At 68.1% G+C, this 24,506-nt stretch carries 22 protein-coding genes; 13 read left to right on the top strand and 9 right to left on the bottom strand.

Annotation, left to right across the window (positions count from 1 at the left end):
* Positions 1–71: 71 nt before the first annotated feature.
* The 3 genes from ACW17Y_RS09005 to ACW17Y_RS08995 are packed head-to-tail and all read right to left on the bottom strand — an operon-like array spanning position 72 to position 5,063.
* The gene (locus ACW17Y_RS09005; RefSeq protein ID WP_492035386.1) at positions 72–872 is read right to left on the bottom strand and encodes a DsbA family protein; all 801 of its coding nucleotides are present in this window, start codon (positions 870–872) and stop codon (positions 72–74) included.
* 19 nt (positions 873–891) lie between these two features.
* Positions 892–2,316 carry a M48 family metalloprotease gene (locus tag ACW17Y_RS09000; RefSeq protein WP_492035385.1) on the bottom strand — a complete coding sequence of 475 codons (1,425 nt, stop codon included), beginning with the start codon at positions 2,314–2,316 and terminating at the stop codon, positions 892–894.
* A gap of 56 nt (positions 2,317–2,372) precedes the next feature.
* Positions 2,373–5,063, bottom strand: a complete 2,691-nt coding sequence (locus ACW17Y_RS08995; RefSeq protein ID WP_492035384.1) for an Rne/Rng family ribonuclease — start codon at positions 5,061–5,063, stop codon at positions 2,373–2,375.
* A 523-nt stretch (positions 5,064–5,586) separates the two neighbouring features.
* On the opposite strand from ACW17Y_RS08995, the gene ACW17Y_RS08990 reads away from it, so the two are divergent.
* The 3 genes from ACW17Y_RS08990 (at position 5,587) to prfB (ending at position 10,569) form a co-directional block, all read left to right on the top strand.
* Positions 5,587–6,807, top strand: a complete 1,221-nt coding sequence (locus tag ACW17Y_RS08990) for an N-acetylmuramoyl-L-alanine amidase family protein (protein ID WP_492035383.1) — start codon at positions 5,587–5,589, stop codon at positions 6,805–6,807.
* A gap of 77 nt (positions 6,808–6,884) precedes the next feature.
* Positions 6,885–9,308 (top strand): penicillin-binding protein 1A, encoded by a 2,424-nt coding sequence (locus ACW17Y_RS08985; protein WP_492035382.1) that lies wholly within the window; start codon positions 6,885–6,887, stop codon positions 9,306–9,308.
* A gap of 138 nt (positions 9,309–9,446) precedes the next feature.
* Positions 9,447–10,569, top strand: a protein-coding gene (prfB, locus tag ACW17Y_RS08980) for a peptide chain release factor 2 (protein ID WP_492035381.1) whose coding sequence is annotated in 2 segments (ribosomal slippage) — positions 9,447–9,515 and positions 9,517–10,569 — 1,122 coding nt in all. Because the reading frame shifts where the segments join, the coding sequence is not laid out codon by codon here.
* 58 nt (positions 10,570–10,627) lie between these two features.
* Here prfB and ACW17Y_RS08975 read toward each other — a convergent pair.
* From ACW17Y_RS08975 to tyrS, 4 genes are all read right to left on the bottom strand, one after another.
* Positions 10,628–11,221 (bottom strand): bactofilin family protein, encoded by a 594-nt coding sequence (locus ACW17Y_RS08975; RefSeq protein WP_492035380.1) that lies wholly within the window; start codon positions 11,219–11,221, stop codon positions 10,628–10,630.
* Positions 11,211–12,362 (bottom strand): M23 family metallopeptidase, encoded by a 1,152-nt coding sequence (locus ACW17Y_RS08970; protein ID WP_492035379.1) that lies wholly within the window; start codon positions 12,360–12,362, stop codon positions 11,211–11,213. Before ACW17Y_RS08970 ends, ACW17Y_RS08975 begins: the two co-directional genes overlap by 11 nt.
* 198 nt (positions 12,363–12,560) lie before the next feature.
* Positions 12,561–13,016, bottom strand: coding sequence for a peroxiredoxin (locus ACW17Y_RS08965; RefSeq protein ID WP_492035378.1), 456 nt, complete (start codon positions 13,014–13,016; stop codon positions 12,561–12,563).
* A 5-nt stretch (positions 13,017–13,021) separates the two neighbouring features.
* The gene (tyrS, locus tag ACW17Y_RS08960) at positions 13,022–14,278 is read right to left on the bottom strand and encodes a tyrosine--tRNA ligase (RefSeq protein WP_492035377.1); all 1,257 of its coding nucleotides are present in this window, start codon (positions 14,276–14,278) and stop codon (positions 13,022–13,024) included.
* 191 nt (positions 14,279–14,469) lie between these two features.
* Between tyrS and ACW17Y_RS08955 the strand changes: the two genes are divergently transcribed.
* Positions 14,470–14,976: a DOMON-like domain-containing protein gene (locus ACW17Y_RS08955; protein WP_492035376.1), complete on the top strand. Its 507-nt coding sequence runs from the start codon at positions 14,470–14,472 to the stop codon at positions 14,974–14,976.
* On the top strand, positions 14,973–16,172 hold the full coding sequence (locus ACW17Y_RS08950) for an exo-beta-N-acetylmuramidase NamZ family protein (RefSeq protein ID WP_492035375.1): 1,200 nt from the start codon (positions 14,973–14,975) through the stop codon (positions 16,170–16,172). The genes ACW17Y_RS08955 and ACW17Y_RS08950 overlap by 4 nt, the downstream gene beginning before the upstream one ends.
* Position 16,173: 1 nt before the next feature.
* Here ACW17Y_RS08950 and ACW17Y_RS08945 read toward each other — a convergent pair whose 3' ends face one another.
* Together ACW17Y_RS08945 and ACW17Y_RS08940 are read right to left on the bottom strand one after the other, a co-directional pair.
* Entirely contained in the window at positions 16,174–16,995 is an 822-nt protein-coding gene (locus ACW17Y_RS08945) for a transporter (RefSeq protein WP_492035374.1), read from the bottom strand.
* A 71-nt stretch (positions 16,996–17,066) separates the two neighbouring features.
* Entirely contained in the window at positions 17,067–17,717 is a 651-nt protein-coding gene (locus ACW17Y_RS08940) for an alpha/beta hydrolase (protein WP_492035373.1), read from the bottom strand.
* Between the two features lie 158 nt (positions 17,718–17,875).
* Here ACW17Y_RS08940 and ACW17Y_RS08935 point away from each other — a divergent pair, with 158 nt between their 5' ends.
* The 8 genes from ACW17Y_RS08935 to ACW17Y_RS08900 all read left to right on the top strand — a co-directional run bounded on the left by ACW17Y_RS08935 (position 17,876) and on the right by ACW17Y_RS08900 (position 24,505).
* Positions 17,876–18,346, top strand: coding sequence for an Rrf2 family transcriptional regulator (locus ACW17Y_RS08935; RefSeq protein WP_492035372.1), 471 nt, complete (start codon positions 17,876–17,878; stop codon positions 18,344–18,346).
* Positions 18,343–19,485: a cysteine desulfurase family protein gene (locus ACW17Y_RS08930; RefSeq protein ID WP_492035371.1), complete on the top strand. Its 1,143-nt coding sequence runs from the start codon at positions 18,343–18,345 to the stop codon at positions 19,483–19,485. Before ACW17Y_RS08935 ends, ACW17Y_RS08930 begins: the two co-directional genes overlap by 4 nt.
* Positions 19,486–19,490: 5 nt before the next feature.
* The gene (gene sufB / locus ACW17Y_RS08925; RefSeq protein WP_492035370.1) at positions 19,491–20,957 is read left to right on the top strand and encodes a Fe-S cluster assembly protein SufB; all 1,467 of its coding nucleotides are present in this window, start codon (positions 19,491–19,493) and stop codon (positions 20,955–20,957) included.
* Entirely contained in the window at positions 20,954–21,223 is a 270-nt protein-coding gene (locus ACW17Y_RS08920; protein WP_492035369.1) for a hypothetical protein, read from the top strand. The genes sufB and ACW17Y_RS08920 overlap by 4 nt, the downstream gene beginning before the upstream one ends.
* Positions 21,224–21,288: 65 nt before the next feature.
* Positions 21,289–21,525, top strand: coding sequence for a hypothetical protein (locus tag ACW17Y_RS08915; RefSeq protein WP_492035368.1), 237 nt, complete (start codon positions 21,289–21,291; stop codon positions 21,523–21,525).
* Positions 21,526–22,275, top strand: a complete 750-nt coding sequence (gene sufC, locus ACW17Y_RS08910; protein WP_492035367.1) for a Fe-S cluster assembly ATPase SufC — start codon at positions 21,526–21,528, stop codon at positions 22,273–22,275.
* Positions 22,272–23,285: a Fe-S cluster assembly protein SufD gene (gene sufD / locus ACW17Y_RS08905; RefSeq protein ID WP_492035366.1), complete on the top strand. Its 1,014-nt coding sequence runs from the start codon at positions 22,272–22,274 to the stop codon at positions 23,283–23,285. Before sufC ends, sufD begins: the two co-directional genes overlap by 4 nt.
* Positions 23,264–24,505 (top strand): aminotransferase class V-fold PLP-dependent enzyme, encoded by a 1,242-nt coding sequence (locus ACW17Y_RS08900; protein ID WP_492035365.1) that lies wholly within the window; start codon positions 23,264–23,266, stop codon positions 24,503–24,505. The genes sufD and ACW17Y_RS08900 overlap by 22 nt, the downstream gene beginning before the upstream one ends.
* The last annotated feature ends 1 nt before the right edge of the window (position 24,506 follow it).

Genomic DNA, 24,506 nt, shown 5'->3' with positions numbered 1-24,506 from the left:
GCGGATATCGCCTCGCGACCCGGCCCCCTGCCGCCCGAAGCTGACTCTGACCCCCGGTTCTCGCGTCCCCGCTATCCCGCCTTCGCCGCCTCGATCGCCGCGGCCACCTCCTGCGGGTTGATGGTCGCCGTGGTCTTGCCGTTGATCAGGAAGGTCGGGGTGCCGACGAGGCCGAGGGTGGCGCCGGTGGTGTGGATGTCGGCCAGAAGGCGGTCGGTTCCGGTGTCGGTGATGACGGCGGCGGCCTGTCCCAGGTCGACGCCATTGGCGGCGAGGATGCGGTCGACGCCTTCGCGCGTCAGGCCGTTCTCGGCCATCAGGGCCTGGTGGACGGCGAGGTATTTGCCCTGGCGATGGGCGGCGAGGGCGGCGCGGGCGGCGTAGTTGGAGGTGGTGTCGTCGCCCCGGTCGAGGATGGGCCATTCCTTGAAGACGAAGCGGACGTCGGGGTTGGCGCGGATCAGGGCCAGAAAGTCCTCGGACACGGCCTTGCAGCCCGGGCAGCGGTAATCGAAGAACTCCACCACGGTGACCTTCGCATCGGCGGGGCCGAAGGCGGGGTCGCGCGGGTCGGGCGCCATCAGGGCGGCGTTGGCGGCCACGGCGGCGTTGATGGTGTCGACCCGCGCATTCTCCGCCTGCGATTCGAACGCGGCCTGGACCTCGGTCATGACCTGGGGATTGGCGAGCAGATAGGCGCGGACCTTGCCGCCGAAATCACCGCCGGTGACGTAGGGCGCTGCGGACAGGCCCAGGGCGATGACCGAGACGGCGACGGCGATGGCTCCGCCCCGGCCGCCGGCGAACCAGGCGAAGGGATCGCGTGCAGTCGGCTTTTCGTCCGTGGCGGGGACGGGGGCTTCGTCGGTCATGAGGCTCTCGGGAAAGGGGTCAGGCGCCGGGGGGGATGACGGTCTGCTGGCGTTCGCGACGACGCTCGTTGCGTCGATCGACGTCGGCGATGTCGTCCATCGTGGCGCCGGAAGCCAGGACGATGTCCATGGCGCGGCGCCATTCGTTCGAGCCGGGCGGCAGCATGTCGCGGGCGCGCAGGGCGAACTGGGTCGACTGTTCCTCAGCCCCGGCGGCGAAATAGTATTCCGCCGAGGCCAGACGCGCCTCGCCCTCCTTGCCCTGGGAGGCATAGGCCTGACCCAGAAGGCGCCAGGCCAGGGTGTTGTCATCCTCGCGGGCCACGGCGCGTTTCAGCTGGTCGACGGCCTCCTCGAGGTTGGCGCTGTCGTTGGTCTCGATCAGGGCGTGGGCCAGGTTGATGCGCAGCAGGGGGGCGTCGGGCATCAGCCGGATCGACTCGCGGTGGGCGTCGATGGCCTCGCGCGGGCGGCCCTCCTCGAACAGGATCTGGCCCTTGAGCTCCCACAGGTAGGGATTTTCGGCGTCCGCGGCGATCAGGACGTCGGTGGCGTCGAGGGCGCGCTGGGTCTGGCCGTCGCGATACCAGGCGATGGCGCGGGCGTAGCGGGCCGGCAGGGAGGTGTCGCTGTCCAGATAGGTGCGCAGGGTCAGGGTCGGCGGGTCGGTGAAGGCGCGGATCTTGGCCTGGATCAGCTGCAGCTGGGCCATGCGCTCGGGGCTGTCGACGACATTGTAGTGGGATGCAGCCTCGACCGGGCGGCGCAGGGCCTCGATCCGTTGGCCGGAGAGGGGGTGGCTGCGGAAATAAGGGTAGCGACGGGCGTCGGAGAAGACCTCCTGGGCCCGCATGTTCTCGAAGAACTCCACCAGTCCGCGCCCGGACTGGCCGGCGGCCTCCATGGCGCGAGCGGCGGTCAGGTCGGCCTCGCCCTCCTGGCTCTGCATGTAGCGCAGGGCGCCGAGGGTGCCGAAATACTGGCCGGATCCGACCAGGGCCATGCCCGCGCCGGGTTCGCCCGCCGCGATGGCCAGGGCGCCGAGCGCCATCGACATGAGGAAGGGCTGCATGCCGGCGGCCTGGGCCCCGTCGCGCAGGGTGTGGCGGTTCTTGATGTGACCGCCTTCGTGGGCGATCACGCCCAGAAGCTCGCCCGGAGACTCCGCGCGAAGGATGGTGCCGGTGTTGATGCCCATGATCCGCCCGCGCGTGGCGAAGGCGTTCAGCTCGGGATCGTTGATCAGGAGGACCTCGACCTCGGACGGCTCCAGACCCATGGCCGTGAAGACCGGGTCCGACCATTCGCGGATGATGCCCTCGACCTCGGTGTCGCGGATCGTCGACTGGGCGGAGGCGGGGCCGGCCGCCGCCATCACGAGGACGGCGGCGGACGCGGCGACCCACCCGAGGAGGGAGGACGCGACGCGGGTCGGCCGGATCATGGCGAACTCCTTCGACTGGCGCCCCCGCCTCATGGACCTAACCTAGGCGCGGTTCGTCACAGACGCCACCATCCGCGTTTCGGCTTGGCGGGCGGCGCGGTGATCTGGTTCGGATCGTTGGCGATAATCGCGCTGAGATCGGCCTCCGGCGCGGGAGGCGCGACGTCTTCGGCGGCGACCAGGGTCTCCGGCGCGACGGGCACGGGTTCGACTTCCGGCTCGGGCTCGGGCGCGGGCTCAGGTGCGGCCTCGACGAAGGCGATCTCGGGCTCCAGCGGCGGGGCGACAGCCTCGACGGCTTCCGCAGCGACGACTTCGGTCTCCACGGCCGCCGTTCCCGTCTTGCGACGGACGCGGCGGCGCTGGGGCTCGGCGGCGATGACAGGAGCCGGCTCGTCCGAGGCGGCTTCCGGCAGGATGACCGCCATCGGAGTCTCGGGATCGCCGTCGGCGGGCATGCCTTCGTTCGTGGCGCGACCCTCGACCTTCAGATCGTGCGGGGTGGCGCGTTCGCCGCGACCCCGACCGCGACGGCGACGACGCGAGCGACCGCCTTCGCGATCTCCGGCCAGTTCGCCCTCGGGGCGTTCGCCGATGATTTCCTCGACGTCGTGGGCGGCCTCGGCCGTGTCACGCGCGGGTGCGGCCGGACGTTCGGCGCGCGGGGCGGGATTGATCGGGTCGAACCAGACATAGGGATCGTCCAGCGAGGGCGTGCGGCCCCGGACCCAGAAGAAGGACCCCGTACCGGCGCCGGCGCCTGCGGCATCGCCGTCCTCGCGGATGCGACGACCGCCGCGACGGCCGCGACGACGGCGACGACCGGCCTCGCTGTCGTCGTCATCGGCGGCCAGACCCTCGACCTCGACGTCGGCGGCCACGGGAGCGGCCTCCTCGTCGCGACGACCGCCACGACGGCGGCGGCCACGACCCCGGCCGCGATCCCCGTCGGAGCGCTCTGCGCGTTCGGCCCGCTCGCGCGGCTCGTCGTCGTCGGCGTCTTCGCGATCCAGAGCGTCCTCGTCGTCGCCGGCGATGAACTCGTCTTCGTCGTCGTTGTCGTCTTCGTCCTGCCAGGCGCTGTCGTCGAAGTCGTCTTCGAGATCGGCCAGGGTGACGACGGCCTCGGGCGCGACGAAGTCCTCATTGGTCTCGGTGCGCTCGATGGCGCTCTCGCCCTGACCCATGCGGTCGTCGATCTGGATGATGACGGCCAGGCCGCGACGCTCCAGCAGGCGCTGCAGGTAATCACGCTTGTGGTTCAGGATGTAGAGGGCGACGGCCGAGGAGACCTTCAGGTTGATCGAGCCCGCGCCGTTCTTGCCGGCCTCGATGTCGACGGCGCGCAGCACCATCAACGCTGCGCTTTCGGCGGAACGCACACGCCCGGCGCCCTGGCAATGCGGGCAAACCTCGGTGGCGCCTTCCAGCACGCCGAGGCGGCGACGCTGGCGGCTGATCTCCATCAGGCCGAAGCCGGAGATGCGGCCCATCTGGATGCGGGCGCGGTCGTGGCTCAGCTCATCCTTGAGGATGCGTTCGACGGTCCGGTTGTTCTTGGACTCGTCCATATCGATGAAGTCGATGACCACCAGGCCGGCGAGGTCGCGCAGGCGCAGCTGGCGGGCGGCCTCGACGGCGGCTTCACAGTTGGTCTTGAAGGCCGTGGCCTCGACGTTGCGTTCCTTGGTCGCGCGCCCCGAGTTGACGTCGATGGCGACCAGGGCCTCGGTCTGGTTGATGACCAGATAGCCGCCGGACTTCAGCGGCACGATCGGCTGGTGGATCTGCGTCAGCAGCTCCTCGATGCCGTTGGCGGCGAACAGGGGCCTGGAGCCCTGGTACAGGTGAACCTTCTTTGCCTGCGAGGGCATCAGCACCCGCATGAAGTCGCGCGCTTCCTTGAAGCCCTCGACGCCCTCGACCTGGATGCCGTCGAAATCCTTGTCGAACATGTCGCGCACGGCGCGGCGGACAAGGTTTTCTTCCTCGTAGATCAGCGACGGAGCGTGGGAGGCGAGGGTGGTCTCGCGGATCGTCTCCCACAGGCGCAGCAGGTATTCGTAGTCACGCTTGATCTCGGCCTTGGTGCGCTTGGCGCCGGCCGTACGGATGATCAGGCCCATGCCGCGCGGGACGTCCAGGGCGGCCGCAGCGGCCTTCAGGCGCCTGCGGTCGCTGGCCTGGGTGATCTTGCGCGAAATCCCGCCGCCCTTGCCGGTGTTGGGCATCAGGACGCAGTAGCGGCCGGCCAGCGACAGCCAGGTGGTCAGGGCCGCGCCCTTGCCGCCGCGCTCGTCCTTGACGACCTGGATCAGCAGAATCTGGCGGCGCTTGATGACGTCCTGGATCTTGTAGCGGCGCATCAGGCGACGCTTCAGACGTTCCTCTTCGGCCATCCCGCCTTCGGAATCGCCGTCGTCGGAGTCACGGGCGTGCTCGTCGTCGTGATCGTCCTCGGCCGAATGGGCCTCGGCCATGATCGCGTCGCGGTCGGCGGCCGGGATCTGGTAGTAGTCGGGGTGGATCTCGTTGAAGGCCAGGAAGCCGTGGCGGTTGCCGCCGTACTCGACGAAGGCGGCCTGCAGGCTGGGTTCTACGCGGGTGACCTTGGCGAGATAGATATTGCCGCGAAGCTGGCGTTTGGTTTTCGACTCGAAGTCGAATTCCTCAACCTGGCGGCCGTCCACGATCGCGACGCGGGTTTCTTCCGCGTGCGCTGCATCGATAAGCATCGTCTTTGACATTGAAGGTATCTCTCTGGCGCGCTCGGCCGTTGCCGGGGGAGGCAACGGCGGCTCGCCGAACGGGGTAAGAGGCGGACGCATGCGTCATCCCGTCGTCGCGGCGATGGCCGAAGACGACTGCGACCGGCCCGAAGGGGGCTGTCGGTTCACGGGAGAGGCAGGCGGGAATGCCCATGGGTTATGGTCGGTCCTGGACCCGCGCCGACAGGCGTCGCAAGGTCCGGTTCTGAACAGGCCCGGCTTGTTCGATCGATGGGCCAGTCAGTCAGTGACCACGGTCAGAGACAGGGGGCGACACGATCCGCGAAGGCGGGAAGTCGGCGCCGCGCCGGGGCCTCGCCGAACCGACAAAGCGGCGGCGCGATCGTTCGCGGACGGATACAAGCATAAGCATCAAGTCACGGAATGGAAAGGCAGCGCTCCGCTTTAGACAGCAAATGCGCGGAAAGCGCCGTCGCTTAACCCAATCCCAACCGAGCCCTGCCACCATGGGGCCAACGATAAAGGTGGGTCCGCCGTCAGAATGACCGGTCGCAAGTATTTCAACCTGTCCGGCTGGGGCCCACGAGAGTGGGCCATGACGGCGCTTGCCGTACTGGTGCTGGGCGCGGTTCTGCTGATTTCCACACGCGGACTGGCCGCCGGCGCGGCCGGCGACGTGCGCGGCGTGCGCTTCGGCGGCGATGTGCAGCGGACACGGATCGTCATTGATCTGGACCGCTCGGCGCGCGGGGAAGTGATCGAGAGCGGGGATCGCGGCTCGGTGGTCCTGACGCTGGCCGGCGTGGGCGCCGGTCGCGGCGTGGACGGCGCGGGCTCGGGTCTGGTGCGGGACTGGCGGGTCAGCGCGTCCGGCACGGCGTCGCGGGTGCAACTGGGTCTGGCCCGGACGGCGCGGATCGAACGCCGCTTCCTGCTGCCGCCCGGCGACGGCGTGGCCCACTATCGCTATGTCATCGACATCGCCGCGACAGGCTCGGCGCCCCTTCCTGCGACGCAGCGCCAGGCGCCGCGTCCCGAACAGCGCCGCACCGAGCGCCCGCTGATCGTTATCGACGCCGGGCACGGCGGTCGCGATCCGGGGGCCCAGGGCGCGCAGCGCAGCGAGAGCGAAGTCACCCTGGCCGCCGCCATCGCCCTTCGCGACGAACTGAACCGGACAGGCCGTTATCGCGTCATGCTGACGCGCGAGACCGACGCCTATGTCGACCTGTACCGCCGCGTGCGCATCGCGCGTCAGGCGGATGCGGACCTGTTCATCTCGCTGCATGCAGACGCGGGCGCGGATCCGGCCACGCGCGGTGCGTCCGTCTATACCCTGTCCGAACAGGGCGCGACGCGGGCGGTCCGCGAGGTCACCCGCAGCGACGACTGGCATCGCGACCTGCATCTGCCCGGACGCGATCCGTCGGTGGACCGCATCCTGCTCGACATGACCCAGCGCGCGACCCAGAACCGCTCGGCCCAGTTCGCCCGCGTCCTGCTGACCCATCTGGAGGCGGCCGACCATCCGCTGCTCCGCCGCAGCCATCGCGACGCGGGTCTGGCCGTGCTGCTGGCCCCCGACGTGCCTGCGGTGCTGCTCGAGATGGGGTTCATCACCAATCCCGACGACGAAAGGGCCCTGGGCGACACGGCGCAGCGACGCCGGCTGGTCCGGGCCGTGGCCGAGGGGATCGACCGGTATTTCCGTGAGCCCGCGGCCGGAACCCAGATCGCCGGCACGCCGAGCGCGGGCGGCTGATCACGGACGTTTCCGGCCTTCCCGCCGGACCCGGCGCGGGCTAAACCCGCCTCTGGGCGCGTAGTCGGAGAGTCTTGGTGAAGGTTGCCGAACGGTGGTTCGTGATGGCGGGCATCGGCCTATTGGGCGCGATCGCGCTCGCAGGGCTGATCGTGGCGGTCTACGCCGCCTGGCTGTTCCATGACCTTCCCGATGCGTCCGAGCTGGCCGACTATCGGCCGCCGACCGCGACGCGCGTCTATGCCGGCGACGGCACCCTGATCGGCGAGTTTTCGGACGAGCGGCGCATCTATGTGCCCTTCGAGCAGATCCCGACGCCCGTCGTGCAGGCCTTCCTGGCCGCAGAGGACCGCAACTTCTTCCAGCACGGCGGCATCGACGTTTCGGGCCTGGGCCGGGCGATGTTCAAGAACGTCTTCAACTTCGCCACCGGGCGCAGGCTGGAGGGCGGTTCGACGATCACCCAGCAGGTCGCCAAGAACGTGCTGCTGACCAATGAATCGACCATCGGCCGCAAGCTGAAGGAAGCGATCCTGTCCAGCCGGCTGGAGGCGACGCTGTCCAAGGAGCAGATCCTCGAACTGTATCTGAACGAGATCTTCCTGGGCTACCGCTCCTACGGCGTGGCCTCGGCCGCCTACAACTATTTCGGCAAGTCGCTGGCGCAGCTGACGCCGGATGAGGCGGCCTTCCTGGCGGCCCTGCCCAAGGGGCCGAACAACTACCATCCGAAACGCCACCCCGAGGCGGCCAAGGGTCGCCGCGACTGGGTGCTGGGCGAGATGGCGCAGAACCAGTTCATCACCCAGGCCCAGTATCAGGAGGCGATCGCGCGTCCCCTGACCACGCGCGCCGCGCCGCGCCGCGCTGAATACCAGGACGCCGACTTCTTCGTCGAGGAGGCGCGCCGTCAGGCCGCCGCCAACCCCGAGTTCGGCGCCCAGCTGAACGCCGGCGGCTTCTATATGCGCACCACCCTGGATCCGTCGCTGCAGACGGCGGCGCGGGACGCCCTGATGCGCGGGCTCGAGAACTACGACCGTCGCCACGGTTGGCGCGGGGCGTGGGGCACGACCGATTTCGCGCCGGGCTGGCAGGCCGTGGCCCTGCGCCAGACGGCGCCGCCGGAACGCCGCGAGTGGCGCGCCGCCGCCGTCGAGAGCGTCTCGGGCAACACCGTGCAGATCCGCACGGCCCGCGACGACACGACGGGGACCCTGATCGCCAGTGACGCCGCCTGGGCCAACGCCAACCGGCCTCTGAAGCGCGGCGACCTCATCTTCGTCGAACCGCGCAACGGCCAGTTCGCCCTGAAACAGGTCCCGGCCGTCAACGGGGCCATGGTCGCCATAGAACCCCAGTCGGGTCGCGTCCTGGCGATGGTCGGCGGCTATTCCTACGCCCTGTCGAGCTTCAACCGTGCGACCCAGGCGCAGCGTCAGCCGGGCTCGTCGTTCAAGCCGTTTGTCTACGCCGCCGCGCTGGAAGGCGACTTCACCCCGGCCTCGATCGTGGTCGACGGACCGATCAGCTTCGCCGGCGGGGCCAACGGGCAACGTTGGACGCCCGAGAACTACAGCCGTCGCTACTACGGCCCCTCGACCCTGCGTCGCGGGCTGGAGCTGTCGCGGAACGTCATGACCGTCCGGCTGGCCAATACGATCGGCATGGACCGGGTGGTCGAGCTGTCAGAGCGGATGGGCGTCGCTGACAACCTGCAGCCCAATCTGTCGGTGTCGCTGGGGGCAGGGGAGGTCACGGCCTATCACCTGACCGCCGCCTATGCCGCCTTCGTCAACGGCGGACGCCGGGTTGACCCGTATCTGATCGAATACGTCCAGGACCGGGACGGCGAGACCATCTATCGCGCCGACCAGCGCCGCTGCCGCGACTGCGGACGCGCCTTCTCCGGCCAGGCCTCGCCCTATCTGGATCCGCGCGGGACCCAGGTGATCGACCCGATCACGGCCTATCAGATCTCCTCGATGCTCGAAGGCGTGATCCAGCGCGGCACGGCCGCCAGCGCGCGCGGCCTGGGCCGGTGGGTCGGCGGCAAGACCGGCACGACCAACGAATATCGCTCGGCCTGGTTCGTGGGCTTCACCACCGACATCGTCGTCGGGGTCTATATCGGCTTCGACGACAACCGTTCGCTGGGTTCCGGGGAAGCCGGCGCCTCCGCGGCCGTGCCGATCTTCGTCGACTTCATGGAGGACGCCCTGCGCGAGCGCCCGGCGCGTCCGTTCGTGCGGCCGCGCGGCGCCATCTTCCGCACCGTGAACGGGTTCGAGGAAGCCTTCCGCCCCGGCACCGAGCGTCGTCGCGAGGAAGAGCGCCGCGAGACGGTGGCTGTGCCTGAGGGACCGCAGAACTACAACGAAGTCGTTCGTCGCGAGCAGGAAGCGGCCGCCGGGATCACGTCCGGACCGTCCGCGCCCCCGCCGACCGCGCCGCCTGCGCCCAAGCAGGAACCGGCGGCGGATCTGGATGGGCTGTTCTAGGCGAGGGCCTGGAGAGAAGGGCCTGGGGCCTGGCGAGGTCGAGATACGGCCAAGCCCCAGGTCCCAGGCCCTGTTCGCCCCTTTCCCTTCCGCCCGGCGCACTCTATCTCCGCCCCTTCGCACCGTAAGGATTTGCATATGAGACCGGATGTCGAGGCCATGAAGGCCGACATCGAGCAGAGCGTCGCTCTGCTCAGGAGGCGTCTTTGACTGGGATGTCGCCAACCGAAAGCTCGATGAGCTGAACGCCCGAGTCGAGGACCCGACACTTTGGGACAAGCCCGACGAGGCCCAGGCGGTCAGCCGCGAACGCTCGCAGCTGGAAGCCAGGATCAACACCGTCAAGGCCATGGAGCGCGAGCTCGAGGACGGCGTCATGCTGTCCGAAATGGCCGAGGAAGAGGGCGACGAGGCGACGCTCGACGAAGCGCGCGCCCAGCTGAAGGCCATCAAGGAGCGGGCCGCCCGCGCCGAGCTTGAAGCCCTGCTGTCCGGCGAGGCCGACGGCAATGACGCCTATCTGGAAGTGAACTCCGGCGCCGGCGGCACCGAGAGCTGCGACTGGGCCGGGATGCTGCTGCGCATGTATTCGCGCTGGGCCAAGGCGCACGGCTACGAGGTCGAGATCGAGGCGATGGAAGACGGCGACCAGGCCGGCATCAAGTCTGCGACCATCCTTGTCACGGGTCCGAACGCCTATGGCTGGCTGAAGTCGGAATCGGGCGTGCACCGGCTGGTGCGCATCAGCCCCTATGACGCGGCGGCCAAACGGCACACCTCGTTCGCCTCGATCGGGGTCTCGCCGGTCGTGGACGACACGATCGAGATCGACATCAACCCGTCCGACGTGCGCACCGACACCTATCGCGCGTCGGGTTCGGGCGGTCAGCACATCAACAAGACCGATTCCGCGGTCCGCCTGACCCACATCCCGACCAACACCGTGGTGGCTTGTCAGGCCGGGCGATCCCAGCACCAGAACCGCGAACAGGCGTGGAAGATGCTGCGCGGACGCCTGTATGAGCTGGAGCTGCAAAGGCGCGAGGCGGCGGCGCAGGCGATGGCGGACGCCAAGACCGACATCGGCTGGGGTCACCAGATCCGCAGCTACGTCCTGCAGCCGTATCAGATGGTCAAGGATCTGCGGACCGAGGTCGAAACGTCGGACACCCAGGGCGTCCTGGATGGCGATCTCGACGCGTTCATGGGCGCGGCCCTGGCCCAGCGGGTCGGCGAGACGCGCGGATCCACCGTCGACTAGAAACAGAAAGGGCGGCTCGTGATCGAGCCGCCCTTTGCATTTCAACACTGCAGCCGGATCAAACCGATTTGAGGTCGATGATCTGCGGCTTGTCCTCGACCGGAGGCGCGGCCATGACCGGGGCGGCGGGGGCCTCGAACTCGGCGGCCGGGGCCGGAGCGGCCGGACGCGGAGCCGGGGCGACGGGCGCCGGAGCTTCGCGGCGGCTTTGCAGGACGCGGCCCTGGAAATAGGCGCCGATGTCGATCGACAGCTGCTCTGCGGTGATGTCGCCGTCGACATAGGCGGTCGAGACCAGCTTGACCTGCTTGCCGGTGACGGCGCCGACGATGCGGCCGCGAACCTCAAGATAATCAGCGGTGACGTTGCCTTCGATGGCGCCGGTCTCGCCGACGATCAGGCGACCGACACGGACGTCGCCCTTGACCGAGCCGTCGACCTGAAGGTCGCCGGCGCCCGAGACGTTGCCTTCGAACTGCAGGTCCGACGACAGGGTCGACAGGCCGCGCGACGAGGCGATGGGCGAGGGGGTCGGGGCCGGTGCGGCGCGGTTCATGCCGGGCGACGGCATATCCGGCAGGGGCGGAATCGGCGGAGCGTTCGACGAACGGTCCGGTGCGGCGGGTGCGGGGGATTTGGTTTTATTGAACAATCTGGTCTCCTGCTCGGAAGAAGCGGGCGGGGTTCTGGGGTCGGCCATCCATCCACACTTCATAGTGCAGGTGAACGCCGGTGGAGCGTCCTGTGGTGCCCATGGCGCCGATCCGCTGGCCCAGCGCGATGCGCTGGCCGGGCTGGACGGCCATGGCGTTCAAATGGGCGAAGCGGGTCTTGAAACCGCGACCATGGTCTATCTCAACGGTGTTGCCATACCCTGAACGAACGCCGGCGAACGACACGATTCCGGGAGCGGTGGCGTAGATCGGCGTGTTCAGGGGGGCGGCGAAGTCCTGTCCCTGATGAACCGCCGGGCGGCCGTTGAACGGGTCGAAGCGGACGCCGAAGCCCGAGGTGGTGCGCGCCTGGGTCGGCCGGTCGAACGGCAGGTGCTCGGCGGCGTCCGACAGGTTGCGCATCTCCGAGAGGTTGTCGGCGGCGTGGCGGATGCGGACGGCGAACGGTTCGTCCACGTCGAGGATGGTGGCGAGCGCCTTCGGATCGCGCGCCTCGACAAGCGGTCCGCCGAGGGCGGATCCGGAGGCGGCGCCATAGGCGGCGGGGTTCAGGCCTGCGAGACGGAAGGCGAGACGCAGGCGTTCGGCGCGGGTCTGGGCGAAGTCACCGGCGCGCTCGATCAGCCGTTCCTGGTCCATACGGACCGCGACGATGCGCTGGACCGGACGGGCTTCAGTCGCACTGAGGGCAGGAGCAGGGGCGAGGGCGGCCTCGGCGCCGTCGACGCCGCGGAACATCCCCATGACGTTGGTCAGTGCCGCGTGGCGGCGCTCGACCATCTGGGCCATGTCGTCGAGGCCTCCGGTCGTGGCCGACATGCGGACGACGGCGGTCTCGAGGCGGGCTTGCAGATCGGCGTTGAGGCGTTCGGAGGCGGCGCGCGCCTTGACGACCTCGGAATCCGCCTGGCTGCGAGCGACCATGTCGAAGATGAAGCCGCCCGAGGCCACCAGGGTCCAGGCGGCGGCGGCGATGGCGACGCTCGCCATCATCATCTGCTTGCCGCTGGTCAGCACATAGCCGCGGATGTCGTCTCCGTTCGAGCGCAGAAAGACGTGCCGCTCGGGAAACCATCGCTCGACCAAAGAGCGCCTGACCACTCCCTGTTCTTCATGCATTTGAACACGCCCCCACGTACCGGAAAGCGTTATCCGTGAAGTGTTGCCTCACGGCAATACCGTTCACGCAATGTTAACCACGTTGCCCGTCTCAGGCGCTCAAAACGAATCTACTCAGGTCTAGATTCGCGTGCGGGGCGTATTCCGATAGACTGTCGAACGGGGCGGCTAGTCTTAACAGACCGATCCGATGTCGGATCAAACCTCTTTCGCGGCGTCGAGGACCGCCTCGGCGTGTCCCTTGACCCGGACCTGACGCCAGACCTTGCGGGCCACGCCCGCGCCGTCGATCAGGAAGGTCGCCCGCTCGATGCCCATATACTGGCGGCCGTAGAGGGTCTTCTCGACCCAGACGCCATACGCCTCGGTGACGGCCTCGGCCTCGTCGGAGCCCAGGACGACCTTGAGGTCGTGTTTGGCCTTGAACCGGTCGAGCTTCTTCACCGGATCGCGCGAGATGCCGATGACCTGGAAGCCCGCGGCCTTGAAGGCGTCGATCTGGGCCGAGAAGTCGATGGCCTCGTTGGTGCAGCCGGGGGTGTCGGCCTTCGGATAGAAGAAGATGACCGTCGGGCCGGACAGGGTCGCCCGGCCGCCGTCGGCGGCGGGGATATCGAACGCGGGGGCTTTGGAGCCTTCGGTGAGCTCGGTCATCGGCATCAGACCGGACGCACGAGCATGATTTTTTTCTTGCCCGCCGCCAGCTTGATGACGCCATCCGCGTTGACGTCGGAGGCCTCGATCAGGCGCGCGCCGTCGGCGATCGCCTCGTCGTTCAGACGCAGGCCGCCGCCCTGGGCCAGGCGACGCGCCTCGCCGTTGGAGGCGGTCAGACCCGCGCGGGTGGCGACGGCGGCCAGCATGGCGCCGATGACTTCGGCCGAGGGCAGTTCGACCGTCGGCAGATCCGCCGATAGCGTACCCTGTTCGAACGCGCCTTCCGCCGCCGCGCGAGCCGAGGCCGCAGCGTCGGCTCCATGCAGCAGGGTCGTGGCGGCGTCGGCCAGCGCCTTCTTGGCGTCGTTGATCGCTGCGCCTTCCAGCGCCTCGAACCGGGCGACCTCGTCCAGCGACATGTCGGTGAACAGACGCATGAAGCGGCCGACGTCCGCGTCCTCGGCGTTCCGCCAGAACTGCCAGTAGTCGTAGGGGCTGAGCTGTTCGGCATTAAGCCAGACCGCGCCCTGCGCGGTCTTGCCCATCTTGCCGCCGGACGCCGTCGTCAGCAGGGGCGTGGTCAGGCCGAAGGCGGCCTTCTGGTCCACGCGGCGCACGAGGTCGACGCCGGAGACGATATTGCCCCACTGGTCCGAGCCGCCCATCTGCAGCGTCACGTTCCGGCGGCGGTTGAGCTCCAGGAAGTCCACCGACTGCATCAGCATGTAGTTGAACTCGAGGAAGGTCATCGGCTGCTCACGCTCCAGCCGCAGCTTGACCGAGTCGAACGCCAGCATGCGGTTGACCGTGAAATGGGTCCCGTAGTCGCGCAGGAACTCGACGTAGCCGTATTTCGACAGCCACTCGTCGTTGTCGATCATGATCGCGTCGGTCGGACCGTCGCCGAAGGTCAGGAATCTCTCGAACACCGTCTTGATGGAGGCGATGTTCGACTGGATCGTCTCATCGGTGAGCTGGGGACGAGAGGCGTCCTTGCCGGTCGGATCGCCGACCTTGGTGGTGCCGCCGCCCATGATGACGACGGGTCTGCCGCCCGCCTGCTGGAGGCGGCGCAGCATCATGATCTGGATCAGGCTGCCGACGTGCAGGCTGGGCGCGGTGGCGTCGAAGCCGATGTACCCGGCGACGATGCCGGCCTTCGCTGCCGCATCCAGCTCGGCCGGATGGGTGATCTGGTGAATGTATCCGCGCGCCTGAAGCGTCTGCAGGAAGTCGGACTGGAAGTTTGGGTCGGTCATGGTCGGCTCCGTTAGCAGGGAGGCCGGCGCTCTGTCTCGGATGTCGCGCCGGCAAAATGCGGCGCAGGGGTTCGCGGCCGCTCGCTAGATCAGCGGGCGGTAATACAGGCCGGGCAGGGCGCGGGTGGCGAACATGGGGGTGTCGTAGCGCCGGGCGTTGACCGGCGTCAACCAGCCGCTATCGGTTCAGGATGCGCGCCACGCTGATCCCCTATCCCAATGAGACGCAGGTCTACCCCGAGGCGATCTCGGTCGAGTTCGAGCGCGAGGGTGGTCTGCTGTGGCTGAGGTTCATCGTCGACGACAATCCGGACTTCATCGCCTGGCCCGGGCCGGCGCCGGTCGGACGCGCCGACGAGCTGTGGAAACACACCTGTTTCGAGGCCTTCGTGACGACTGACGACGGCTATCGCGAGTTCAACCTGTCTCCGTCAGGCCAGTGGGCCAGCTACCGGTTCGACGGCTATCGCGAGGGCATGAGGCCGGCCGACGAGGTCTGCGTCGTCGAGGGGCTGGACAGCGGTCGGGACTATGTCGCCCTGGAAGGTCGGGTCGAGCTGCCGGTCGAGGCGCGCAAGCTGGCCCTGTCAGTGGTGATCGAGACCATCGACGGGGCAAAGACATATTGGGCGCTGGCCCATCCGTCCGATAAGCCTGACTTCCATCATCCCGATTCCTTCGTTCTGGACCTGCCATGAAATTCGGCATCGACCGCCTGCTCTCCGAGCCCGAGCTTCAGGCCGCTCTGAAGGGGCGGCGTGTGGCCCTGGTGGCGCATCCGGCCTCGGTGACCGCGGACCTGACCCATTCGATCGACGCCCTGATTGGGGCCGGGGTGAACATCAGCGCCGCATTCGGACCGCAGCACGGGATGAAGGGCGACCTGCAGGACAATATGATGGAGAGCCCGGACGAGACCGACCCGGTCCACGGCTTCCCCGTCTTCAGCCTGTACGGCGAGGTGCGTCGGCCTACAGCCCAGATGATGGGCGCCTTCGACGTGGTGCTGATCGACCTCCAGGACCTGGGCTGCCGCATCTACACCTTCATCACGACCCTGCTTTACGTGCTGGAGGCGGCCGCCGAGCACGGCAAGGAGGTCTGGGTGCTGGACCGTCCGAACCCCGCCGGGCGTCCGGTCGAGGGCACGACCCTGGTCGCGGGCTGGGAAAGCTTCGTCGGGGCCGGACCGATGCCGATGCGGCACGGCATGACCCTGGGCGAACTCGGCCACTGGTTCATCGACCACTTCAGGCTGAAGGTCGCCTATCGCGTCATCGAGATGCGGGGCTATGACCCTGCTGCGGGGCCGGGCTTCGGCTGGCCGCTGGGGGAACGCGCCTGGATCAACCCCAGCCCCAATGCCCCGAACCTGTCGATGGCGCGCGCCTATCCGGGCACGGTGATGGTCGAGGGCGCGACCCTGTCCGAGGGCAGGGGCACGACCCGGCCGCTGGAACTTTTCGGCGCCCCAGACATCGACGCCCGCGCCGTCATCGCCGAAATGAAGGCCTTCGCGCCTGAGTGGGTGACGGGCTGCGTGCTGCGCGACATGTGGTTCGAGCCGACCTTCCACAAACACGTCGGCCAGTTGTGCAGCGGGGTGCAGATCCACGTCGAAGGCCCCCATTACGACCACGGCGCCTTCCGGCCGTGGCGCGTGCAGGCGCTGGGCTTCAAGGCGATCCGGCGGCTGTATCCGGACTACGACCTGTGGCGGGACTTCCCCTATGAATACGCCTTCGGGAAGCTGCCCATTGATGTGATCAACGGCGGGCCGGCCCTGCGGGAATGGGTCGATGATCCGACGACAACCGCGGCCGATCTGGACGCGATCGCGGGGCCTGACGAGGCGGCGTGGGTCGAGACGCGCAAGCCGTTCCTGATCTACTGACCTAGAACCGCCGCGCCAGACCCACGCCGAACTCCACGTCCGGGCTGTCGTCATTGAGGCCGAAGTTGAGGCCGAAGTCGATCTGGCTGTCGGGCAGGAAGGCGGGCGTCCAGATGGCGATGAGGTCCGCGCTGGCCTGGGTCGTTTCGCCGAGAGGATCGTCGTCGCGGCTGACCCAGACCTCGGCCCCGAGGATCCAGTCGCCGAGATCGCGATCCACGTCGACCGCGAACGAATAGGCGGCGTGCGATCCTTCGCCGTCTTCGTCGCGGACGATGTCGAGGTAGGGCGACAGGCCGAGGCCCCACTCATTGCCCAGGTCGATCGACACGGGGACGACGACGCCGGCCTCGATGCCGCTGGCGCGAACCTCGTCGCCGCCGGTCGGCAGGGTGGCGTATCCCATCAGGGCGACCGAGAAGCCCTCGCCATCCGGCCGGATCAGCCCTTGGCGGACGGCCAGGAACAGGTCGCCCGTGCCCTCGGCGACGTCCTCGACGCCCGTAACGCGGTCGGTCGTGGTCTCGCGCTCGAAGGCTGAGACGCCGATCTGGAATTCCGTGGCGGGCCCCACGCCGAAGCGGGCGGTGATGCTGCCGGCGGACCAGCTGTCGACCTCGGTCGCAGCATCCTGCTGGCGTGCGCCGTCAAAGGCGCCGACCTCGATCTGGACGTGGCCCTGATCCAGCACGCAGCTCGCCGCGCCCTTGCCCGGCCGGTCGGCGCAGAACGGGCGCAGATCGTTCGTCTGGGCCGAGGCGGATACGGGCGCGAGCCAGACGCAAGCCAACGCAAACGCGCCCAAGGTGAAGTTGCGGATCATGTCAGCTCCCCGAATCCCGAGCTGAACCATAGGGGCATGCGCAGCAGCGAAGAAGCGGCCGTCAGACGATATCAGGCCGGCTTTTCTTCCAGCCTCTTGTCCAGATACAGGCCCACGCGGCGGTCGACGGCGTCGATATGGTCCTGCCAGAAGTGGCTCGCGCCTTCTTCCAGCTCATAGTCGATGATGATGCCCTTCTGGGTGCGCAGCTTGTTGACCACGCGCTCGACCTCGACCGGCGGCACGATGGTGTCGGCGGTGCCGTGCAGGAACAGACCCGAGGCCGGGCAGGGGGCGAGGAAGCTGAAGTCGTACATGTTCGACGGCGGCGAAACGGAGATGAAGCCGTCGGTCTCCGGGCGACGCATCAGAAGCTGCATGCCGATATAGGCGCCGAACTGATAGCCGCCGACCCAGGTCTGGGTGGCCGCAGGGTTGTTCGACTGCAGCCAGTCGAGGGCCGTAGCCGCGTCGGCCAGCTCGCCGATGCCCGAGTCGAATTCGCCCTGGGACTTGCCGACGCCGCGCGAGTTGTAGCGCAGGGTCGCGAAGCCGCGTTTCTGGAACAGCTGGTAGAGGGTGACGGTCACCGGATTGTTCATATGCCCGCCGGCCTTGGGGTGCGGGTGCAGGATCAGGGCGATGGGCGCGTTGGCGCGCTTGCCGGGGGAATAGCGGCCTTCGATGCGACCGGAGGCGCCGGGCAGGATGACTTCAGGCATGGGGCTCTGGAATCCGTTCAATTCTGTCGTTTCGGGCCCGCCGAATACTTGACCACAGGGGTAGGACTTTCTAAGTCCCGTCTGCGTTCGGCCGCCTCGCGAAGCGGCGGGTCATAGCACAAGACCCCTGAAAAGCGCGCGATTTTTGAGGATGGGCGATGCGACTGTCGACCAAGGGACGATACGCCGTGATGGCGATGGCCGATCTGGCCCGGCATGGCCGGTCGGACGCCGGCGAGGGCCGCGCTGTGTCCCTGGCTGAAATCGCGACACGGCAAGAGATTTCATTGAGTTATCTGGAGCAGTTGTTCGCCCGCCTGAGAAAAAGCGGGCTGGTGCGCAGCGTGCGCGGTCCGGGCGGCGGCTATCGTCTGGCCAAGACAGCCGGCGAAACCGTGGTGTCCGAAATCGTCCTGGCGGTCGATGAGCCGATCCGGGCGGTGCGGTGCGCGGCCCACGGCACGCCGCGCGGCTGCATGCTGGGCGGCGAACGCTGCATCACCCACAATCTGTGGGAGGACCTCGGCGACGAGATCCATCGTTATCTGTCCAGCGTGTCTCTGGAGGACGTGATCCTGAACCGCACCAGCAGGCGGCCGGCCCTCAGCGAAGTCGGGGTGGCGGCATGAGCGGCGTCTATCTGGACTACAACGCCTCGGCCCTCGTTCGTCCCGAGGTGCTGGAGATCATGACCGAGGCCCTGGCCGACAACGGCAATCCGTCGGCGGTCCATGCGGCGGGTCGGCGCGCACGCGCCCGCGTCGAGACGGCGCGGGCGAAGGTCGCCGAACTGGTCGGCGGCGATCCGACGGCGGTCATCTTCACCTCCGGCGGCACCGAGGCCAACGCCCAAGCCCTGCAGAGCGCACTGGCGGCCGGGTGCGAGCGGCTGATCGTGTGCACGACCGAACATCCCTGCGTCGTCGAGGCGGCCATGGCGTCGGGCAAGTCGGTCAAGCCGCTGCCGGTGGACGACCGCGGCGTCATCGATCTGGTCAAGCTGGGGCAACTACTGAACCAGACCGGCGGCCGGCCCGTCGTCGCCATTCACCACGCCAACAACGAGAGCGGCGTCATCCAGCCGATCGCCGAGGCGGCCCGTCTGGTGCGGGCGGCCAGGGGCTGGCTGCATGTCGACGCCATCCAGTCGGCGGGCAAGGTTCCGGTCGACATGCGGGCGCTGGGCGCCGGCAGCCTGACCCTGTCCGCGCACAAGCTGGGCGGACCGCAGGGCGTGGGCGCGCTTGTGCTGGGCGAAGGCGCGTCGGCGGTGCGCATCCTGCACGGAGCCGGACAGGAACGCGGCCTGCGCGCCGGGACCGAGAATGTGCCGGGCATTGCCGGCTTCGGCGTCGCGGCCGACTGCGCCGTGCGCGACCTGCCCAGGGCCGAGGCCCACCGTCCGTGGCGCGATGCGGCCGAGGCGGCGGTGGAGGCGGCGGGCGCGACCATCCTGGGCAAGGGCGCGCCGCGTCTGCCCAACACACTGTTCCTGTCGGTCGCCGGCTGGGACAGCCCGCAGCAGCTGATCGTGCTGGATCTGGACGGCGTCATGGTCTCTGCCGGCAGCGCCTGTTCGTCGGGCAAGACCAAGCCCAGCCGCGCCATCGTGGCCATGGGGCGGATGGATCTGGCGACCGGCGGCGTGCGCGTTTCCGGCGGCTGGGGCACGACCGAAGACGACTGGAAGAAATTCGCCGACGCCTGGGTCAAGGCGTGGTCGCGTCAGCGCGAGCGCGCCGCCGAGCGCGCAAAGGAAGTTGCGTAAGAGACATGGCCGCCGTTCAGGAAACCATCGACGCCGTCGCCGCCCTCGAGAAATACGAGCACGGCTTCACGAGCGACATCGAGACGGAGTACGCCCCGCGCGGGCTGAACGCCGACATCGTGCGCTTCATCTCCGAGAAGAAGGGCGAGCCGGAGTGGATGCTGGAATGGCGTCTGGCCGCCTATGAACGCTGGCTGGCGATGGAGGAGCCGACCTGGGCGTCGGTGAAATACACGCCAGTCGATTACCAGTCGCTGTTCTACTATGCGGCGCCGAAGAAGAAGGACGGACCCAAGTCGCTGGACGAGGTCGATCCGGAAATCCTCGAAATCTACAAGAAGCTGGGCATCCCGCTGAGCGAGCAGGCGGTGCTGGCCGGGGTCGAGGGCGCGCCGCGCTATGCCGTGGACGCCGTGTTTGACAGCGTCAGCGTGGTCACCACCTTCAAGGCCGAACTGGCCAAGGTTGGCGTCATTTTCATGCCCATTTCCGAGGCCTTGCGCGAATATCCTGATCTGGTGCGGCAGTATCTGGGATCGGTCGTGCCGGTCTCGGACAACTATTTCGCGGCGCTGAATTCGGCGGTCTTTTCCGACGGGTCGTTCGTCTACATCCCGCCGGGCGTAAAATGCCCGATGGAGCTGTCGACCTATTTCCGCATCAATGCGAGCCAGACGGGCCAGTTCGAACGCACCCTGATCATCGCCGACAAGGGCAGCTACTGCTCCTATCTGGAGGGTTGCACTGCGCCGATGCGCGACGAGAACCAGCTGCACGCGGCGGTGGTCGAGCTGGTCGCGCTGGACGACGCCGAGATCAAATATTCGACGGTCCAGAACTGGTACCCCGGCGACGCCGAGGGCAAGGGCGGCATCTACAACTTCGTCACCAAGCGCGCCGACTGCCGCGGCGACCGGTCCAAGGTCAGCTGGACCCAGGTCGAGACCGGCTCGGCCGTCACCTGGAAATACCCCTCCTGCATCCTCAAGGGCGAGGAGAGCTCGGGCGAGTTCTATTCGATCGCCATCACCAACGGACATCAGCAGGCCGACACCGGCACCAAGATGATCCACCTGGGCAAGAATTCGAAGAGCCGGATCATCGCCAAGGCGGTCTCGGCCGGAAAGTCGGACTCGACCTATCGCGGTCTGGTCTCGGTGCATCCGAAGGCGACGGGGGTGCGCAACTTCACCCAGTGCGACAGCCTGCTGATCGGCGGCGACTGCGGCTCCCACACCGTGCCCTACATCGAGGCCCGCAACGGCTCGGCCCAGCTGGAGCACGAGGCGACGACGACCCGCCTGTCGGACGACCAGCTCTTCTACGCCCAGCAGCGCGGCCTGTCGCAGGAGGAGGCGGTGGCCCTTCTGGTCAACGGCTTCGTCCGCGACGTGATGCAGAAACTGCCGATGGAGTTCGCCGTCGAGGCGCAGAAGCTGGTGGCGATCTCGCTTGAGGGGAGCGTCGGATGAGCGAAACCATGGAAACCATCTCCGTCCAGTTCGAGGCGGATGCTGCGGATCGCCTCAAACGCGCCGCCGCCGAGATCGGCATGCCGCTGGAGGACTTCATCGCCTCGGCCGCCGAGCAGTTCGTCACGGATGTCGAGATGTCGGCCACTACCCTGTCGACCGACCAGGCCGCCTCCATCGAGCGGGGACTGGCGGATGCGGCGGCTGGGCGAACTTTCAACCACGACGAGGTCTTCTCCGAGCTCAAGGCTCGCTTCAAGCGGTGAGGCTGGTTCGATGGTCGAAGGAAGCACGCGACGCACAGCGGGATTGGCTGGATCACCTCGAGCGAATGGATCCACGCCTGACCGACCGCGCACTGGCGGAAAGCGAGGCGCTGTCTTTGAAAACCGGCGCCGGTCCCTATCGCTTTCGCCCCTCGCGCTGGGAGGGCCTGCGAGAGGCCAGTCTCATCCGCTGGCACAAGATCATCGTGTTCCAGGTTCTCGCTGACGAGGTCCTGATCATTTCATTCTATGACGCCCGTCAGGATCTGACCCGCGTTCAACCCGGTCCCGAGTCCAACTGAATGCTCTCCATCTCCAACCTCCACGTCTCCGTTGGCGACAAGCCGATCCTCAAGGGGCTGACGCTCGACGTCCCCGCAGGCGAGGTGCACGCCATCATGGGGCCGAACGGCGCGGGCAAGTCGACGCTGGGCTACGCCCTGTCTGGGCGGCCGGGCTATGAGGCGACCGAAGGCTCGGTCGAATGGGCCGGGCAGGACCTGCTGGCGCTGGAGCCCGCCGAACGCGCGGCCAAGGGCGTCTTCCTGTCCTTCCAGTATCCGATCGAAATTCCCGGCGTCCCGGCCCTGACCTTCGTCCGCACGGCGCTGAACGCCCAGAAACGCGCGCGGGGCGAGGAGGAGGTCTCGGTGCCGGCGTTTCTGAAGATGGTCCGTGAAGCGTCCAAGGCGCTGAAGATGGATTTCGACATGCTGAAGCGGCCGCTGAACGTCGGCTTCTCCGGCGGCGAGAAGAAGCGGATGGAGATCCTGCAGATGGCGTTGCTGGAGCCGTCGCTGCTGATCCTCGACGAGACCGATTCCGGGCTCGACATCGACGCCCTGCGGATCGTGTCGGAGGGGGTGAACGCCTTGCGTTCGCCCGACCGCGCCATGCTGGTCATCACCCACTATCAGCGGCTGCTCGACTACATCAAACCCGACCGGGTCCATGTGCTGGCCGCCGGCCGCATCGTCGCCTCGGGCGGGCCGGAGCTGGCGCTACAGCTGGAGGCGGAAGGGTACGACAAATACCTCCCGCAGGCGGCATGACCGCCGTCGACCTTCGCGATCCCTCGACCTTCCCGTCGCGGCGGGTCGAAGCGTGGAAGTACACCGACCTGCGCCGGGTGCTGCGCGAGACGCCGTCGCCGTCGCCTGCGGTCGAGATCGTCTCCGGCGGGCCGTTCGCTGAGCTCGGCGGCGAGGAGATCGCGTTTGCCAACGGCCGGGCGGTCGGGGCCGACGCCTTTGTGGCCTCGGGCGAACAAACGCTTCGGCTGCGGTTCGTCTCGGACGCGACGGGCACGGGGCACAGCGCCGCGGTGCGCATTGCGGTCAAGCCCGGTGCGCGGCTGACCCTGCTGGAAAGCCATGAAGGCGTCGGCGCAGGATATGTCGCCAACTATCGGATCGAGCTGGATGTTCCGGCCGGGGCCGAGGTCACCCGGGTCGTGCTGGTCGACGAACCGGCCGACGCGATCTCGATCGCCGTGGCCCATGTGAAGACGGCGCCCGGCGCGGTCTATCGCCAGACGACTATCGCCAGCGGCGCCAGGCTGCAGCGGCAGGAAACCCATCTGGCCCACGGCGGGGAGGCGACGGCGGTGACGCTCGACGGTCTCTATGCGCTGTCCGGCGAGCGGCACACCGACCTGACGAGCGTGGTGCGTCACAACGGCCTGAACGGGGTCACCTCGCAGCTGACCAAGGGCGTCGTGCGCGACACGGCGCGCGGCGTTTTCCAGGGCAAGATCGTCGTTGAGCGCGGCGCCGACGGCACCGATGCCCGCATGGGCCACCACGCCCTGATCCTGGGCGAACGGGCCGAGATCGACGCCAAGCCGGAGCTGGAGATCTATGCCGACGACGTGCAGTGCGCACACGGCAACACGATCGGCAATCTGGACGAAAGCGCCCTGTTCTACATGCAGCAGCGCGGCATCCCGGCGGACGAGGCGAGGGCGCTTCTGACCCAGGCCTTCCTGTTCGAGGTCGTCGACCGCATCGCGCACGAAGGCGCGAGAGAGGTGGTGAGGTCATGGCTGACGGCACGACTTTGATCACCCGCTTCGACCCCTACGCCGCGCGGGCCCAGTTCCCGATCCTGTCGCGGACGGTGAACGGCAAGCCGCTGGTCTATCTCGACTCTGCCGCCTCGGCGCAGAAGCCGCGGGCGGTGATCGACGCCCTGACGGCGGCGATGGAGGGGAGCTATTCCAACGTCCATCGCGGCCTGCACACCCTGGCCAACGAGACGACGGAAGCCTTCGAACAGGCGCGCGAAACGGTCGCCCGCTTCCTGAACGCCGAGAGCCCCGACCAGATCGTCTGGACCAAGGGCGGCACTGAGGCCTTCAACCTGGTCGCCGCAGGGCTGGCGCAGACGCTGCAGCCCGGCGACGAGATCATCACGACCCAGATGGAGCACCACGCCAACATCGTGCCCTGGTCGATGCTGCGCGACCGGCTGGGCGTCGTCCTGAAATGGGCCCCGGTGGCGGATGACGGGTCGCTCGACATGGCCGGTCTCGCCGCACTGATCGGGCCGAGGACGAAGCTGGTCGCCGTGACCCATATGTCGAACGTGCTGGGGACCGTGAACGACGTCCGCGCCGTCGCCGATCTGGCCCATGCGGCGGGCGCGCTCGTGCTCGTCGACGGCTGCCAGGGGGCGGTGCATTGCAGTCCCGACGTCCAGGCGCTGGATTGCGACTTCTACGTCTTCACCGGACACAAGCTGTACGGCCCGACCGGCATCGGCGGGATGTACGGCAAGCGCGCCGCGCTTGAGGCCCTGCCGCCGTATCAGGGCGGCGGCGAGATGATCGCGACCGTGACCGAGGACGCGGTCACCTATGCCGGCATCCCGCACCGGTTCGAGGCGGGAACGCCGCCGATCCTTGAGGTCATCGGACTGGGGGCTGCGCTGGAGTGGTTCATGGCCTTCGACCGCACGGCGATCGCGGCGCACGAGACCGCCCTGTATGACCATGTCGTGGCGCGGCTGTCCGGTCTGAACTGGCTGCGGGTCATCGGCGAGGCAGAAGGCAAGGGCGCGATCCTGACCTTCGTGGTCGAGGGCGCCCACGCCCATGACGTGGCCCAGATCCTGGACCGGTACGGCGTCGCCGTGCGGGCGGGCCTGCATTGCGCGGAGCCCCTGTCGAAGCGATTTGGCGTCACGTCGAGCGCGCGGGCCAGCTTCGCCCTATATAACACCACCGAGGATGCAGATGCCTTTGTGGACGCGCTGATCAAGGCGCGGGAGTTCTTTGTGTGAG

The sequence above is a fragment of the Brevundimonas sp. AVps7 genome (genome assembly GCF_058681545.1).
The sequence above is the reverse complement of the archived record's forward strand: the minus strand, read 5'-3'. Positions and strand labels throughout refer to the sequence as shown.

Coding starts and splice junctions, on each gene's coding strand:
- ACW17Y_RS09005 (WP_492035386.1), bottom strand. CDS start 872: ATGACCGACGAAGCCCCCGTCCCCGCCACGGACGAAAAGCCGACTGCA.
- ACW17Y_RS09000 (WP_492035385.1), bottom strand. CDS start 2,316: ATGATCCGGCCGACCCGCGTCGCGTCCTCCCTCCTCGGGTGGGTCGCC.
- ACW17Y_RS08995 (WP_492035384.1), bottom strand. CDS start 5,063: ATGTCAAAGACGATGCTTATCGATGCAGCGCACGCGGAAGAAACCCGC.
- ACW17Y_RS08990 (WP_492035383.1), top strand. CDS start 5,587: ATGACCGGTCGCAAGTATTTCAACCTGTCCGGCTGGGGCCCACGAGAG.
- ACW17Y_RS08970 (WP_492035379.1), bottom strand. CDS start 12,362: ATGCATGAAGAACAGGGAGTGGTCAGGCGCTCTTTGGTCGAGCGATGG.
- ACW17Y_RS08965 (WP_492035378.1), bottom strand. CDS start 13,016: ATGACCGAGCTCACCGAAGGCTCCAAAGCCCCCGCGTTCGATATCCCC.
- tyrS (WP_492035377.1), bottom strand. CDS start 14,278: ATGACCGACCCAAACTTCCAGTCCGACTTCCTGCAGACGCTTCAGGCG.
- ACW17Y_RS08955 (WP_492035376.1), top strand. CDS start 14,470: ATGCGCGCCACGCTGATCCCCTATCCCAATGAGACGCAGGTCTACCCC.
- ACW17Y_RS08950 (WP_492035375.1), top strand. CDS start 14,973: ATGAAATTCGGCATCGACCGCCTGCTCTCCGAGCCCGAGCTTCAGGCC.
- ACW17Y_RS08945 (WP_492035374.1), bottom strand. CDS start 16,995: ATGATCCGCAACTTCACCTTGGGCGCGTTTGCGTTGGCTTGCGTCTGG.
- ACW17Y_RS08940 (WP_492035373.1), bottom strand. CDS start 17,717: ATGCCTGAAGTCATCCTGCCCGGCGCCTCCGGTCGCATCGAAGGCCGC.
- ACW17Y_RS08935 (WP_492035372.1), top strand. CDS start 17,876: ATGCGACTGTCGACCAAGGGACGATACGCCGTGATGGCGATGGCCGAT.
- ACW17Y_RS08930 (WP_492035371.1), top strand. CDS start 18,343: ATGAGCGGCGTCTATCTGGACTACAACGCCTCGGCCCTCGTTCGTCCC.
- sufB (WP_492035370.1), top strand. CDS start 19,491: ATGGCCGCCGTTCAGGAAACCATCGACGCCGTCGCCGCCCTCGAGAAA.
- ACW17Y_RS08920 (WP_492035369.1), top strand. CDS start 20,954: ATGAGCGAAACCATGGAAACCATCTCCGTCCAGTTCGAGGCGGATGCT.
- ACW17Y_RS08915 (WP_492035368.1), top strand. CDS start 21,289: ATGGATCCACGCCTGACCGACCGCGCACTGGCGGAAAGCGAGGCGCTG.
- sufC (WP_492035367.1), top strand. CDS start 21,526: ATGCTCTCCATCTCCAACCTCCACGTCTCCGTTGGCGACAAGCCGATC.
- sufD (WP_492035366.1), top strand. CDS start 22,272: ATGACCGCCGTCGACCTTCGCGATCCCTCGACCTTCCCGTCGCGGCGG.
- ACW17Y_RS08900 (WP_492035365.1), top strand. CDS start 23,264: ATGGCTGACGGCACGACTTTGATCACCCGCTTCGACCCCTACGCCGCG.